This is a genomic window from Adlercreutzia faecimuris (assembly GCF_022669055.1).
Classification (GTDB): Bacteria; Actinomycetota; Coriobacteriia; order Coriobacteriales; family Eggerthellaceae; genus Enterorhabdus; species Enterorhabdus faecimuris.
On sequence record NZ_JAJMLW010000002.1, the window covers coordinates 18977 to 32350 of the forward strand.

Consider the following 13374-nt stretch of genomic DNA (forward strand, 5'->3'; position numbering starts at 1 on the left):
GGCCGTGTGGCTTAACTTTGCGCTCTGCTTTGCGGCGGGCGCTTTTATCCTGCTGTTGCCGGGGGCGTTGATTACGCGCTCATTTCGCTTTCCGTGGGTGTATACTCTTGCGATTGCGCCTGGCTGCTCAGTTGCTCTCTATACTCTGATAGGGGCCGTCTTGCCGCTGGCGGGTGTCTCGGCAAATGGCTTCGTCGTTGCCGGTCTCGCCTTTGCGATTGGGGTGCTGTCCTTCGTCGCTTCACTTTGCCTTGCTTGGAGGAGAGGGGAGCTCTCGTCGTTCTGGGTCGATCGTCGGCTCCAGGGCTCTCTGCCTTCATGGGAGATGGCTGTCTATCTGCTACTCGGTTTCGTTGTTTCCGTGGGGCTGCTCGTGAGATCCTTCGATGGTCCCGAGTCGCTTACGCAAACCTATGACAATGTTCTCCACTATGGTGCGGTAAGGGCGTTTCTCGACTCGGGCAACTGGTCTTTTCTGTCCATGGGGCAGTACGGAACGGGTGAGGACGCCGCCCTTGATCCCTTAAGTACCGCGGGTTTCTATCCTGCGGCGTGGCATGTGATGGCGGCGTTGGTTTCCGATGTGACGGGAGCTTCCCCGGCTTTGGCCTCCAACGTGGTGAATACGGCTTTCTGCTCGCTCGTGTTCCCCCTGGGCATGTTTGCGCTTCTGTCGGCCCTGTTTCCTGAGAGACGTCTCGTTGTTTTGTCGGGGGCGTTCGTCTCGGCGGCGTTTGCCGCTTTTCCTTGGGCGCTTTACATGAGTTGGCCCCTGTTTCCCTACGGTTCGGCTTTGAGCGTCGTTCCCTCCGTTGTCTTCTGTTTCGTGGGCTTCTTCTCTCGATTCGCTCAGGTGAGAAGAGCTGGCTATCTTGTGGTCTTTCTAATCTCGTGCGTGGCCGTTGCCTTGCTCCAGCCAAGCGGCATTTTCGTCGCGGCTGTACTTTTGGCTCCCTACTGCGTTTGCCTGGCAGTCTTTGCGGCGGGCAAGATCAAGGTTCGAGGTTGGCGTCTTTGCGCTCTGAGATTGCTGGCTGGGGTGGTGGCCACTGCTTTCGTAGCGGGCATCTGGGTTGCTCTCTACAAGGCTCCGTTCCTGCAAGCGGTGGTCAACTTTCAGTGGGTGACCACGCTTGAGCCTTCGCGCGCGGTTGCGGACGCGTTGTTGTTTGCGGTCGAGGGAAACCCCCCGCAGTGGATTCTCTCGGCACTTGTTTTTCTGGGGATGGCCCGATCGCTGTGTGATTCCTCATTGCGCTGGCTGCCGTTCTCCTTCATATTCGCGGTGGTCATTTTTGTGGCGGCTGCCTCCCTGGAGGGGGAGGCGCGGCATCTCCTCTCAGGCTTCTGGTATACCGATCCCTATAGAGTAGGTGCCTTTGTTGCCCTTGGCGGAATGCCGCTTGCTGCGCTTGGGGCCGCTGTGGTGGCTAAGGGGCTTGCTCTTGCCATTCCCCGTAGGAAGGCGGTCGGTGCGACCCTCCTCGCCTTCATGGTTGGCGCTGCCTCCTGCGCCGGCGCTTATCTGGTTTCTTTTCAGGGGACGACGAACTACTCCTTCCTTCTCGAGCAGGGGGAGACAAATGCGTCGACAGGCGACGACCGTCCCTTTGGCGAAAAAAAGAGGCTTTTCGTGGAGAAGGCAAAGGCCATCGTGGGTGATGACGGCCTGGTACTCAATAACCCCTTCGACGGATCTATGTACGCCTATGGCGCGACGGGGTTGAGAACCTATTATCGTGACATGGGAGGGTACGGGGCCACGTATGAATCGCCGAAGAGCCTTGCGATCCGAGAGCGACTTGCAAGGATCGGCTCTGATGACGACGTTGCCGAGGCGGTTGAGGCGCTTGGCGCCCGGTACCTCCTCGTACTTAACGACGAGGCGCCTATCGGCTGGTTCTCTCCGGTATATCTGCCCGTCCAGTGGGAGGGGCTGACGCAAATCAACGACGAAACGCCTGGGCTCGAGGTTGTTCTGGCGGAGGACGACATGAGGCTCTATCGTTTGTCGAGAGATAAGGGAGGATCGGACGATGACTGAGGGCTGCCCGGCGGCGCAGGTTTCATCTCAGAAGAAAGTGCGGCTCGGTTACATGGACGTCGCGCGCGGCATCGCCATGGTGTGCATCGTGGCGGGCCATTTCGGCATCGCGACGATAAACAGGGTCGTCTATACCTTCCATGTTCCTCTGTTTTTCCTCATGAGTGGGTTCTTCTTCTCCGTGAAGGGAACCTGGCCTGAATTTCTGCTCGGCAAGGCCCGGCAGCTTCTTCTGCCATACTTGCTGGGATGCACAGGCATACTCATTGCGTCATTTGCCTATTTTGCAATTGTGGGTTGGCTCCCTGAGTTTCCCGCCCGGGCTGTCTACATCATCAAGGCTTCGCTTTGGGGGGCGGGAACCTATCATGGGGAGCCGCTGGTCGTTCATCAGATTGGCGCCCTGTGGTTCCTGCCTGCGCTCTTCTTCGGCTACTGCGTGCTCAGGGGTGCTTTGAACACTCGCTTTCCGTTAGCCGTCATCCTTGCCGTTTCTGCTGCGGGCTGGCTTTCCTCCCGCTTCGTTTGGCTGCCCCTCTCCTTGCAGCCGGGTATGTTCTGCTCGCTCTTTCTCTACCTGGGATACGTCGTGCGCCAACGCCAGATGATCGAGCATCTGGCGTCAAGGAAAGGGTTGGTCGTGGGCGCGGTTGCCTTCGTTGTCTGGATTTACTGCATCTATCAGGGCACGGCGGTAAACGTGGTGGAAATTGGGATAAACGGGGGGGCGCTTGCCTTTGCGGGCGCCTTCGCGGGATCGTATGTTGCCGTAGCCGCGTCCTTTGGCCTGGAAAGGCTCATGAGGCCAATTGCTCGATTCTTCAACTATTATGGCCAGTTGACCTTGGGCATTCTCGTTTTTCACGCGATGGCGGACTTCGTGTGGCCATGGGGGCACCTCTACGCGTTTCTCGAGGCGTTTGGATGGGTTGGAGCGCCGGCCCATCTGGTTGTGCTCGCGATTAACGTGCTCTGGCCCCTAGCGGCTCTTGCTATCGTGCGACTTTTGATTCCTCCTGTCTATCGGGTTCTGGTTCCGCGTGAGCCAGCCCCTCTGCCTTTGCGTGCAGGGTGATCTGAGGGCGAGACGAGGCGAGCGTGAGTGTGGGCTGAATTCTTCTTCTGCTTCGCTCTGGGGGCGGCGCTGCTAGCAGCTCCCGGAGCGGTGGTATGTCGTGGCGGGCGAATGCCGTGGCCCTATGTCTTGGCGACGGCGCCAGGATGCTCTATTGCGCTCTATTGCCTCGTGGCACTCGGTTTTTCGCTGGCCAAGGTTCCTCTTTCGGGCGCTCTGCTGTTGGGAGCTGCCATGATCCTTGCGGCAACCTGCCATGGGCTGCTGCGTCTTCTCTCTTGCCGCGGCCTACTGGGTGTTGGCGCGTGCTCGGCGGCACGCTTGCCGTCATCGGCAGGCTGGGAGTTGGGTCTCTACGTGACGTTTGGTGTGTTGGTCGCTACTCTCATCTTGGTGAAGCCGCTTGCGGATCCGGCGATGCCCACCCAGGCATGGGATAACGCGTTTCACTTCGGGGCAGTACGTGCTTTTCTTGATTCTAAGGATTGGTCGTTTCTCGATGTGAGCCAGTACAAGACATCGGCTGATCTGTCGGCTGACCCTTTCCCCGGCGGTGGGTTCTACCCCGCCGGATGGCACGTGGTGACGGCTCTTGCGTCTGATATCGCTGGAGTGCCGGTAGTTGTGGCGGCGAATGCCGTCAATGCGCTTTTCGCTGGTGCGGTGTTTCCGGCTGGAATGTTCGCATTGATGCGCGCTCTTTTTCCTGGCCGTGATTCGGCGGTGGCTTTGGGGGCGATGTCGTCCCTGTGCTTTGTCGCTTATCCATGGGCGCTCTATACGAGCTGGCAGCTGTTTCCCAATGGAGCCGCCACGGCGGTCATGCCCTCCCTCGCATTCTTGTTCCTGACGGCTGCTGAGCGGCAGGATGATCTTCACCGACGCCAGCTTGGCGTGCCCTTCGCCCTGTGCCTCGTGGCCGTCGGCGTCCTCCAGCCGAATGCCGCCTTTTCCGCAGCGGTGTTCTTGGCGCCATATTGCGTGTGGTTCGTCGTGCGAAGAGCGGGAAGCCTTCCTCTTGATGGGGCGATGCGGGCGGCGATCCAGGGTCTTGCGGGGGTTGCGGCTATTGCGGCCATCGCGGGCATCTGGCTGGCACTCTATGGCGCACCGTTTCTGCGGAGCGTGGTGACGTACCACTGGGCCTCCTATGCGACGGTGGGCGAGGCGGCATATAATGCCCTCACCCTCTCTCTGGCCTTCAATCCGCCTCAGATCATCCTTGCCTTCCTCGTTCTTGTCGGTGCAGCATGCGCGTTGCGTCGCGCGCGTACTGCATGGCTTGCGGTATCGTACGCCCTTGCCTTTGTTATCTTCGTTGTGGCAACTGCTACAGATGGCAATCTCAAGCAGGTGCTGGCTGGCTTTTGGTATACCGATCCCTGTCGAGTGGGCGCACTCTTGGCCTTCGCGGCCATGCCGCTCGCGGCGCTCGGCCTGTCGGCGACCTACCGCCTGCTCACCTGCCGGGCACGTGGCCGCCTTCGCCCGGTGGTGCGCTTGGGCTGCGCCATCGCCCTGGGGATCGGCTGCTTCTGCGGCGCCTACTTCGTGCCTGAGGAGCAGGGGAAGGGGAGCGACCGGCATCTGGAGACCCCCTTCGAGTACCTGGAGAAGCAGAACGAGCCGCCGGCCTCTGAGGACGAGGCGGAGTGGCGCCGTCCCTACGGTGAGGACAAGGCGGCCTTCGCCGAGGAGGTGAAGGCCATCGTCGGCGATGCGGTGGTGGTGAACCAGCCCTACGACGGATCGCTCTACCTCTACGGCGTGGACGGCCTGCACCTGCTCTACCGCTACATGAGCGGCTACGGAGAGGATGAGGGGGAGACGGAGGCCAGCCGCGTCATCCGCGAGCACCTGAACCTCTACGCCAGCGACCCGGCGGTGCAGGAGGCGGTGCGCCAGACCCACGCCCGCTACGTGCTGCAGCTCAGCGCTGACGGGCGGGGCGTGGGGCGTTTCGGCCCCGCCTATTATCCCGAGCGCTGGGAGGGCATCAGCTCCATCGGCCCGGGAACGCCGGGCTTCACGCTCGTGCTGGCCCGTGGCAACATGCGTCTCTATCGCATCGACGGTGCGGCGGCGCTCGAGGGCGACTCGCTGCTCAAGGCGGTTGATGAGGTGATGACGGAGAGCCCTTCTGAGGATCCTGCGGGTGAGGGAGAACCTGAGACTGTGGAAACCTCCCGATGACGCCATGGATGGGTTGACTGTCATACTACAATATAAAGTCGGCGTCTTTTGGCGCCTCAGTCCTGATGTCTGCGGGGTACGGGGAACACATGGAACCGAGGATCTTGGCGATCATTCCGGCCTACAACGAGGAGGAGAACATCGTCTCCACCGTTGAGGACCTGCGCGAGAACGCGCCGGGGGTCGATTACGTCGTCATCAACGACGGGTCGAAGGACTCCACGGGCGAAATCTGCCGGGAGCGCGGCTACAACTGCATAAACCTCCCGGTCAACCTAGGGCTGGCCGGCGGGTTCCAGACGGGCATGAAGTACGCCCTGCGCCACGGCTACGACTACGCGGTCCAGTTCGACGCGGACGGCCAGCACTCGGCCGCCTACGTGCTGCCCATGGTGCGCCATGCGCAGGAGACGGGCTCGAACATCGTCATCGGCTCGCGGTTCTGCGCCCAGAAGAAGCCCTTATCGGCCCGCATGATGGGCTCGGCGCTCATCACGGGCATGATCCGCCTCACCACGGGCGAGCGCATCCAGGACCCGACCTCGGGCATGCGCCTGTTCGATCGTGCGATGATCCCCCTGTTCGCCAACGAGCTTGACTACAGCCCCGAGCCGGACACCATCGCGCTCGTCGCCCGCAACGGGGCAAAGGTGTCCGAGGTCCAGGTGGAGATGCGCGACCGGGTGGCGGGGGAGAGCTACCTCAACTTCACCAAGTCCATCTCCTATATGCTGCGCGTGTGCTTCTCCATTCTGCTCGTCCAGTGGTTCAGGAAGGATCCCAGCTAGTGCTTACGTTGCTCCTGGTGGCCGGTGCGGCCCTCACCCTGGCCTTCGTCATCCTGAAGGTGCGAAAGTCCGAGATCAAGACGTCGGACACGGTGTTCTGGTTCCTGTTCGTCGCGTGCCTGCTCCTGCTGGCCATCTTCCCCCAGATAGCCTTCTGGCTGTCTGATGTGTTCGACGTGCAGTCTCCGGCCAACCTGGTGTTCCTGGTCATCGTGGCCATCCTGCTCATCAAGGAGTTCACCGCCTCGGTGGAGATTGCCAGGCTCCGCAGCAAAGTGACCTACCTGGTGCAGGAGATAGCCTTGATGAAGGACGAGGAGAAGGGCGTGGAGGATCGATGATCGGCGTGCAGGGGGTCGCTCCGGCGTGCTTCCCCGTGTCCTCGGAGGTTTTGAATGGATAAGGGCTTTAAGGTTCTTTCTGCTTCCGTGAAATCGCGGGACAACAACCTTGACTTCATCCGCTTTATTGCGGCGCTTGCCGTCATATTCTCCCACTCGTTTTCCATCTGCTTGGGACCGAATTCCCATACCCCTCTCTCGGGGCTGACTGACGACCGCCTGAGCGAAGGTGGTCTTGCCGTGGGTGTATTTTTCTTCATAGGAGGGCTTCTCATTGCCAAGAGCTGTGAGTCTCACCCTCATGCGGGGCGTTTCTTCCAGCTGCGACTTCTTCGCATCATGCCTCAGCTCGTCTTTGTTGTTCTGGTCTTGGCCCTTATAGCTGGCCCCATATTGACGACGTTGTCTCTCAGTGATTATTTCGCAAACGAACAGACCTATCGCTATCTTCTTAACGGCGTGTTTGTGCTGCAGCATGATCTGCCGGGCGTGTTTGAGGCGAATCCCTACGGGCCGGTCGTCAACGCACCCCTCTGGACGCTCCCTGTTGAGTTTGCTTGCTACATCCTCTGTTTTCTCTGTTTCAGGTGGACGCGGTTCACCAGGCGTTCCTTTGCCATTGCCTCCCTTCCCGTGGCAGGGCTTGCCATAGTTTATTTCGCGTTTTTCGACTATTACCAGCTGAGTGTCGTGCGAGCGATCCTCCTCTTCTATCTGGGCGTCGCCTGTTACGTATATCGAGATGACATTCGCATTACGCCGCTGCTTGGGTGGCTTTCGCTGGCTCTGTTCGCGATTCTCGTCGCCGTGGGACTGGATGTGCTCGCCATGCTCCTGGCATTCCCCTATGCTCTCCTCTGGCTTGGCTACGGACTCAAGCCCCGCATGGCCAACTTCGCCAGACGCGGGGAGTACTCCTACGGAATCTACCTGTGGGGTTGGCCAATACAACAAGTACTCGTCATGCTCCTTCCTGCCTCAATGGCAGTGCCTTGGATCAACGCTCTCCTCGCTTCGATTTTGGCTATCGGGGGGGGGTTGCTCAATTATCGGCTGATCGACCTCAATGTGAGTCGGGTGCTAAGTCGTCTGAAAGGACGAAGGGATCGAGAGCTGGCGAAGGAGGTTGCGGAGCCCTAGCGCTCTCGTGGTGCCTTCTTCGTTGATTTTGACGTTGGAAAGGAAGAGTAAGGTGCGGGAATACGATCAAGAGACGCTTGAACATGTGCAGGCATGTGAGCTTTCCATTCTTCGAGACTTCATGGACGTTTGCGATCGCTACGATCTGGAATGGTTCGCTCTTGCGGGAACGGTGCTCGGGGCGGTTCGTCACCAGGGGTTCATCCCTTGGGATGACGACATCGACGTCGCACTGCCCGCGGAGGATCTGGATAAGCTGCTGGAGGTCATGGAGGCTGAGTACCCTGGCAAGTACGTGGTTATGAACGCTGTTCATGACATTGAGTATCCGCTTGCTACTACGCGGCTCATGCTGCGGAGCACGGAGTTCAGGGAGGAGCCCCTCAAAGACATACCGTGTGATTTGGGAATCTTCCTGGATCTCTACGCGCTTGATGCCGTGTCTGACGATGAAAGGGCATATCGAAAGCAGGCGTGGGATGCCTGGTTCTGGTCGCACGTGCGGATCCTGCAGAGTATTCCCAATCCGGTCATACTCCAGCGGGGTTGGAAAGGCTCCGTTATCCGCATGGCGTGCCGCGCCGCTTCGGTCGTGCTGCGAGTTAGCGGGTTGTCGAAAGAGCGAGTTTTTGCGAAGGAGCAGGAGGCTCGCAACCGCTATCGTGATCAGGATACGAAGAGGTTCGCCTACCTATGTGACACGGATCGATTCTCGACGACCTTCGTTCGAGACGAGGTGCTGCCCGCGGCGAAGCTGCCGTTCTGCGGCATCGAGATCAACGTTCCCGCGAACTATCTGGAGCACCTGACCGTTCAGTTCGGGGACTATATGACCCTTCCTCCCGTCGAGCAGCGAAAGAACCATTTTCCCTTCCGATTGGATTTCGGCCCTTACTGAGAACCTGGCTGCCCGTTGCTTTTCAGGCCCTGCGCGTAAAGGAGGTTGATGGCCTTTGCGATGGGGGAGGGCCAGAATCGCCTGAACATGGCAAGATCCTCCTGAGTGCGGCCGTCGTTTTCGATGAGGCGTGTGGTCTCCGACTCCTCATGAATGCGATGGGCCATCAGGATCCTCGGATTGTAGATGAAATCGCCCGGCTGGTCGGCCAGGTCGGCCCATGCTTCCCAGTCGAGGTTTGACTGGAGATCAGAGAGGAAGATGCCCGGGTCGGTCTTTGCCTTTACCAGAGTGACCGACGGGCAGCAGATGGGGGAGCCGAGGGAGAGCGCGCGTCGGCGGACTCTGCGACTCCGCCACCGATCGGGATTCTCGAGTGGTTTGAGCATGCGCCTTTTCACGCTTAGAAGCCGGTTCTCTTCCACGAAGACTCCGTTTCGCAGTTCGGAGTAATTCGTGAAGTAGAGAAGGGGGTTGCTCGCCTGGTTTACCTTGGCAAGCATTTCCGCCAGATAGTCGGGGTGGTACCAGTCGTCCTGGTGGGCGATCGTGACCAGCGGCTTGTCGGCACTGGTCAGCGCGAAATTCCAATCTACCCCGATCCCTGGTGCCCCGTCGCGGACGAGGAGGGGGAGACGGTACTCGTTGGCAAGTTCGGCAATGTGGTCATTGGGGGTGGCCGTCGCAATGAACGCCGATGCGCCGCCATCTTGGGCAAGGAGCGACTCGATGCAGCTCCGCAGATAGGGGCTTGTCATGTAAGCGCAGATGGCGAATGTGTGATCAGCTGGAGTAAACATGGGTTCTTCCTGTATGGTAATAGGGTTTAATCCCATCCATTGTATAGGCGCGAGCCCAAAAGGGGAATCTTCGTGAACTATAAAGAGTATGAAAAGCCCGAGGAGCTTCGAAAGTTGCAGCAACTTTCGATCGAGCTTCTCGCAGAGCTTGATCGCGTTTGCCGAGATTTGGGTATTCCTTACTTCGCCTATGGGGGAACCGCTATAGGCGCTGTGCGGCACGGGGGCTTTATTCCCTGGGATGATGACATAGACATCGGTTTTTTGCGTGCGGATTTTGAGAGGTTTCTTTCTGAGGCTCCGGCTTTAATCGGGCCGCGGTTTGAGGTGGTAAGTTCGCGTTCGGAAGAGTTTTTTCCGGCATGCAACGCCAATCTTGCCCTCAAGGAGACGCTTTGCGTGCCCGAGGAGTTCCGCGACTGCCCTTATCAATATGCGATTGGCTTGGGACTCTACCCCTTTGACGTTCTGGTTGACGACGACGCCGAGCTGCGAAGCCAGTGTCGTGCCACTTGGCTGTGGGGACGCCTCAAGTTTCTCTGCGCTACGCCCTGCCCTCACGTCTCTCTTACAGGATGGCGTCGTGCGCTTGTGCTGTCGTGCTGCCGCGTAGCCCATGGGATGCTCCGGCTTTTCCGAGTCTCTCCGCGCTGGATTCAGGGTCGTTGGGATCGTGCGGCGATGCGTTTTGACGATTGCCCGACGGGGCGCGTGGCGGATTTTGCTGATAGGGATCCGCGACGTTGGTCGGCTTCTCTTGAGGAGCTCTTCCCTCTGGTGGAGAGTGATTTTGATGGGGTCAAGGTGTTTCTTCCCCATGACTACGATACGCTTCTTCGCCGTGGCTACGGGGAGTATATGGAGTTGCCGCCCATCGAGGAGAGAAAGAACCACTACCCAAGCTCCCTTGACTTCGGGCCTTACCGCTAGGTGACCATGACTTCGTCAGCGCAGCTTAAGAGGGATTACATTTGGAACACGCTTGGAAGTGTCATGAATGCGCTTGCAAGTGTTGTTCTTCTCATTCTGGTAACACAGATTCTCGGGGCATACGAGGGAGGCGTCTTCTCTATAGCATTTGCGATCGCCCAGCAGTTTCAAATCGTGGGACATTACGAGATGCGTCCCTATCAGGCTACCGATGTGGAGGAGCGCTTCTCGTTCGGAGTGTATTTGGCCTCGCGAATCGTCACGTGCTCTCTCATGATGGTCGGCGTCTTTCTCTATGCATTTTACTCGAATGGACTCTCGTTCGAAGCAGTGCTTTTAGCGCTCCTGGCAAGCCTGCGGTTCTTTGATGCGTTTGAGGACGTGTTTCACGGGATGTTTCAGCAGCAGGGCAGGCTTGACATTGCTGGCAAGGCGTTTTTTGGGCGCGTTTGTGCCATGCTCGTCTCCTTTGCGGTGGTGCTTCTCGTCTCGCGCAATCTGCTCATAGCCTGCATCGCGTCCCTCGGCGCGTCCCTCATCGCCTTTATTGTGCTTAATGTCCCCGAAGCTAAAAGGCGTTCCACTCTCAGACCCGTTTTCTCCGCATCGGGCATAAAGAGCCTGCTTGTTGCCTGCCTCCCGCTTTTTCTCGGATCATTTCTCCTGATGTATGTGGTAAATGCTCCACGCTATGGCATAGAGAGCGCGATGTCAAAGGAGTTCCAGACCTTCTATTCCATTCTGTTCATGCCGGCCATGGTCATAAATCTCTTGAGCGGATTCGTTTTCAAGCCCCTGCTCAACACGCTTGCGTCTCTTTGGGCGAGGGGTGATCGCCGGGCGTTTTTTGGGATATTGGCGAAGGGGCTGCTCGTGGTGATAGGAGTTACTGCAGCGGCGCTGCTCGTCGGGTACTGGCTGGGCATCCCCGTGCTCTCGTTCATCTATGGCATCGATCTTGGCGGATACCGCCCCGAGCTCATGGTTCTCCTTGTGGGCGGGGGATTTAACGCCGCTGCGGTTATCGGGTACTATGGCTTGGTGACCATGCGGTGCCAGAAGGCTGTTCTGGTGGGCTATGGGGTCACGGCCCTGATGGCGTTCATGGCCGTAAGACCGGCGATCGTGGCAGGCGGTCTCTGGGGAGCTTCGGTGCTCTATACCTGTCTCATGGCCCTCTTGGCTCTCATTCTCTTCGCTCTTGTCGCATTTCTTGCGCGGCGGTAGCCGGAGGAGGGTCTTGTAAGGGCTTTCTGCCTTTTGTCGAACATGGTTTTTCCTGATCAAAAGAAGTTTTATGATATCTAGTGTTGATGAAAGTTCACTGCTGAGAAAGCGGAGGCCATGAAGGGAATCATCCTCGCGGGCGGGTCGGGCACCCGGCTCTACCCGCTGACCACGGTCACGAGCAAGCAGCTGCTGCCCGTGTACGACAAGCCCATGATCTACTACCCGCTGTCGGTGCTCATGATGGCCGGCATCCGGGACATCCTCGTCATCTCCACTCCGGCCGACCTGCCCAACTTCGAGCGGCTCCTCGGCGACGGGTCCCACCTGGGCATCCGGCTCTCCTACGCCGAGCAGCCCTCGCCCGACGGGCTGGCCCAGGCGTTCATCATCGGCGAGGAGTTCGTGGCGGGCGACCCCTGCGCGCTCGTGCTCGGCGACAACATCTTCTACGGCAACGGCCTGGGCCGCCACCTGCGGCGCGCGGTGGAGGACGCCGAGGGCCGCGGCGGCGCCACGGTGTTCGGCTACCACGTCGACGACCCCGAGCGCTTCGGCGTGGTGGAGTTCGACGGGGACTTCAACGCCGTGTCCATCGAGGAGAAGCCCGAGCGCCCCAAGTCCAACTACGCGGTGACGGGCCTGTACTTCTACGACTCCCGCGTCTGCGAGATGGCCCGCCGGGTCGAGCCCTCCGAGCGCGGCGAGCTGGAGATCACCTCCCTCAACCAGATGTACCTCGAGGACGGCTCGCTCAACGTGGTCACCCTCGGCCGCGGCTACGCGTGGCTCGACACCGGCACCATGGAGAGCCTGTTCGAGGCGAGCGAGTTCGTGCGCGCCGTCGAGCGCAGCCAGGGGCTGTCCGTGTCCGTGCCCGAGGAGATCGCCTACGAGAACGGCTGGATCACCCTCGCCGAGCTCGAGGAGGCCGCCGCGCGCTGCGGCAAGAGCGAGTACGGACGCCACCTGCGCAAGGTGGTCGAGGGCCGCATCGCCCCGCACCGGGAGCGTGGGTAGCGTGGGCGCCCCGAGGATCCTCGTCACCGGCGCCCGCGGCCAGCTCGGCAACGAGCTGAGGCGCTGCCTGGAGACCATGGGGGCCGAGGCGGGCCCCGTGCCCGAGGCCTGGCGCGGCGCGGAGGCCGACTACGTGGACTACGACGCCCTCGACATCGCCGACGCGGCCGCCGTGGACGCGTGGTTCTCCGCCCACGGCCCCTACGACCTGGTCGTCAACTGCGCGGCCGTCACCAACGTGGACGGCTGCGAGGCCGACGAGGAGGGTGCGTGGCGCGTGAACGCCCTCGGCGCCCAGAACGTGGCCCGCGCCGCCGGCGCGTGCGGGGCCAAGCTCGTCCACGTGTCCACCGACTACGTGTTCCCCGGCGACGAGCCTGGCGAGCGCGTCGAGGGGGATCCCACGGGCCCCGTCTCCGCCTACGGCCGCACCAAGCTCGCCGGCGAGGAGCTCGCGCTGGCCGCCTGCCCGCGCTGCTTCGTCGTGCGCACGGCGTGGCTCTACGGCTACGTGGGCCGCAACTTCGTCAAGACCATGCTGCGCCTGGGCGCCGAGCGGCCGAGCGTGACCGTCGTCGACGACCAGCTGGGCAACCCCACCTCCGCCAACGACCTGGCGCTCAACATCCTGAGGCTCGCCCTCGCGGAGGACTACGGCGTCTACCACGTCACCAACAACGGCACCTGCTCGTGGGCCGACCTGGCCGAGGCCGCCCTGTCCGGCGCGGGGCTTCCCTGCGAGGTCGTCCGCTGCACGAGCGAGGAGTACAAGGCCGCCAACCCCGCGAGCGCCGACCGCCCCCGCTTCTCGTCGCTGCGCAACGCGCACCTGGCCGAGGCCGTGGGGGACGGGATGCGCCCCTGGCGCGAGGCCCTGGACGAGTACCTGAGCAAGCTCCCCGAGCTGGAAGGATAGCG

At 60.5% G+C, this 13374-nt stretch carries 12 protein-coding genes; 11 read left to right on the forward strand and 1 reads right to left on the reverse strand.

Annotated features, from left to right (window positions below; genetic code table 11):
* The first annotated feature begins 4 nt into the window (after nucleotides 1-4).
* The 7 genes from LPT13_RS05300 (at nucleotide 5) to LPT13_RS05330 (ending at nucleotide 8479) form a co-directional block, all read left to right on the forward strand.
* The gene (locus tag LPT13_RS05300; protein ID WP_242164339.1) at nucleotides 5-2044 is read left to right on the forward strand and encodes a DUF6541 family protein; all 2040 of its coding nucleotides are present in this window, start codon (nucleotides 5-7) and stop codon (nucleotides 2042-2044) included.
* The gene (locus LPT13_RS05305; RefSeq protein WP_242164342.1) at nucleotides 2037-3119 is read left to right on the forward strand and encodes an acyltransferase family protein; all 1083 of its coding nucleotides are present in this window, start codon (nucleotides 2037-2039) and stop codon (nucleotides 3117-3119) included. The genes LPT13_RS05300 and LPT13_RS05305 overlap by 8 nt, the downstream gene beginning before the upstream one ends.
* A gap of 27 nt (nucleotides 3120-3146) precedes the next feature.
* Nucleotides 3147-5312, forward strand: a complete 2166-nt coding sequence (locus LPT13_RS05310; protein ID WP_242164344.1) for a DUF6541 family protein — start codon at nucleotides 3147-3149, stop codon at nucleotides 5310-5312.
* Between the two features lie 104 nt (nucleotides 5313-5416).
* Entirely contained in the window at nucleotides 5417-6100 is a 684-nt protein-coding gene (locus LPT13_RS05315) for a glycosyltransferase family 2 protein (protein WP_242164345.1), read from the forward strand.
* Nucleotides 6100-6441 carry a DUF2304 domain-containing protein gene (locus tag LPT13_RS05320; RefSeq protein WP_242164347.1) on the forward strand — a complete coding sequence of 114 codons (342 nt, stop codon included), beginning with the start codon at nucleotides 6100-6102 and terminating at the stop codon, nucleotides 6439-6441. Before LPT13_RS05315 ends, LPT13_RS05320 begins: the two co-directional genes overlap by 1 nt.
* Nucleotides 6442-6495: 54 nt before the next feature.
* The gene (locus LPT13_RS05325; RefSeq protein WP_242164349.1) at nucleotides 6496-7581 is read left to right on the forward strand and encodes an acyltransferase family protein; all 1086 of its coding nucleotides are present in this window, start codon (nucleotides 6496-6498) and stop codon (nucleotides 7579-7581) included.
* A gap of 52 nt (nucleotides 7582-7633) precedes the next feature.
* Nucleotides 7634-8479 carry a LicD family protein gene (locus LPT13_RS05330; RefSeq protein ID WP_242164351.1) on the forward strand — a complete coding sequence of 282 codons (846 nt, stop codon included), beginning with the start codon at nucleotides 7634-7636 and terminating at the stop codon, nucleotides 8477-8479.
* Here LPT13_RS05330 and LPT13_RS05335 read toward each other — a convergent pair.
* Nucleotides 8473-9279, reverse strand: a complete 807-nt coding sequence (locus tag LPT13_RS05335; protein WP_242164353.1) for a glycosyltransferase family A protein — start codon at nucleotides 9277-9279, stop codon at nucleotides 8473-8475. The genes LPT13_RS05330 and LPT13_RS05335 overlap by 7 nt on opposite strands.
* 72 nt (nucleotides 9280-9351) lie before the next feature.
* Here LPT13_RS05335 and LPT13_RS11685 point away from each other — a divergent pair, with 72 nt between their 5' ends.
* The 4 genes from LPT13_RS11685 (at nucleotide 9352) to rfbD (ending at nucleotide 13372) form a co-directional block, all read left to right on the forward strand.
* Nucleotides 9352-10209: a LicD family protein gene (locus tag LPT13_RS11685; protein ID WP_347263971.1), complete on the forward strand. Its 858-nt coding sequence runs from the start codon at nucleotides 9352-9354 to the stop codon at nucleotides 10207-10209.
* A gap of 6 nt (nucleotides 10210-10215) precedes the next feature.
* Nucleotides 10216-11436 carry a lipopolysaccharide biosynthesis protein gene (locus LPT13_RS05345; protein ID WP_242164355.1) on the forward strand — a complete coding sequence of 407 codons (1221 nt, stop codon included), beginning with the start codon at nucleotides 10216-10218 and terminating at the stop codon, nucleotides 11434-11436.
* Nucleotides 11437-11553: 117 nt separating this feature from the next.
* Nucleotides 11554-12456: a glucose-1-phosphate thymidylyltransferase RfbA gene (rfbA, locus tag LPT13_RS05350; RefSeq protein WP_242164357.1), complete on the forward strand. Its 903-nt coding sequence runs from the start codon at nucleotides 11554-11556 to the stop codon at nucleotides 12454-12456.
* Between the two features lies 1 nt (nucleotide 12457).
* Nucleotides 12458-13372: a dTDP-4-dehydrorhamnose reductase gene (gene rfbD / locus LPT13_RS05355; RefSeq protein WP_242164359.1), complete on the forward strand. Its 915-nt coding sequence runs from the start codon at nucleotides 12458-12460 to the stop codon at nucleotides 13370-13372.
* Nucleotides 13373-13374 lie beyond the last annotated feature (2 nt).

Excerpts from the sequence above, each read along its gene's own strand:
- LPT13_RS05345 (WP_242164355.1), top strand. The coding sequence starts at position 10,216 with ATGACTTCGTCAGCGCAGCTTAAGAGGGATTACATTTGGAACACGCTT.
- LPT13_RS05305 (WP_242164342.1), top strand. The coding sequence starts at position 2,037 with ATGACTGAGGGCTGCCCGGCGGCGCAGGTTTCATCTCAGAAGAAAGTG.
- LPT13_RS05335 (WP_242164353.1), bottom strand. The coding sequence starts at position 9,279 with ATGTTTACTCCAGCTGATCACACATTCGCCATCTGCGCTTACATGACA.
- rfbA (WP_242164357.1), top strand. The coding sequence starts at position 11,554 with ATGAAGGGAATCATCCTCGCGGGCGGGTCGGGCACCCGGCTCTACCCG.
- LPT13_RS05325 (WP_242164349.1), top strand. The coding sequence starts at position 6,496 with ATGGATAAGGGCTTTAAGGTTCTTTCTGCTTCCGTGAAATCGCGGGAC.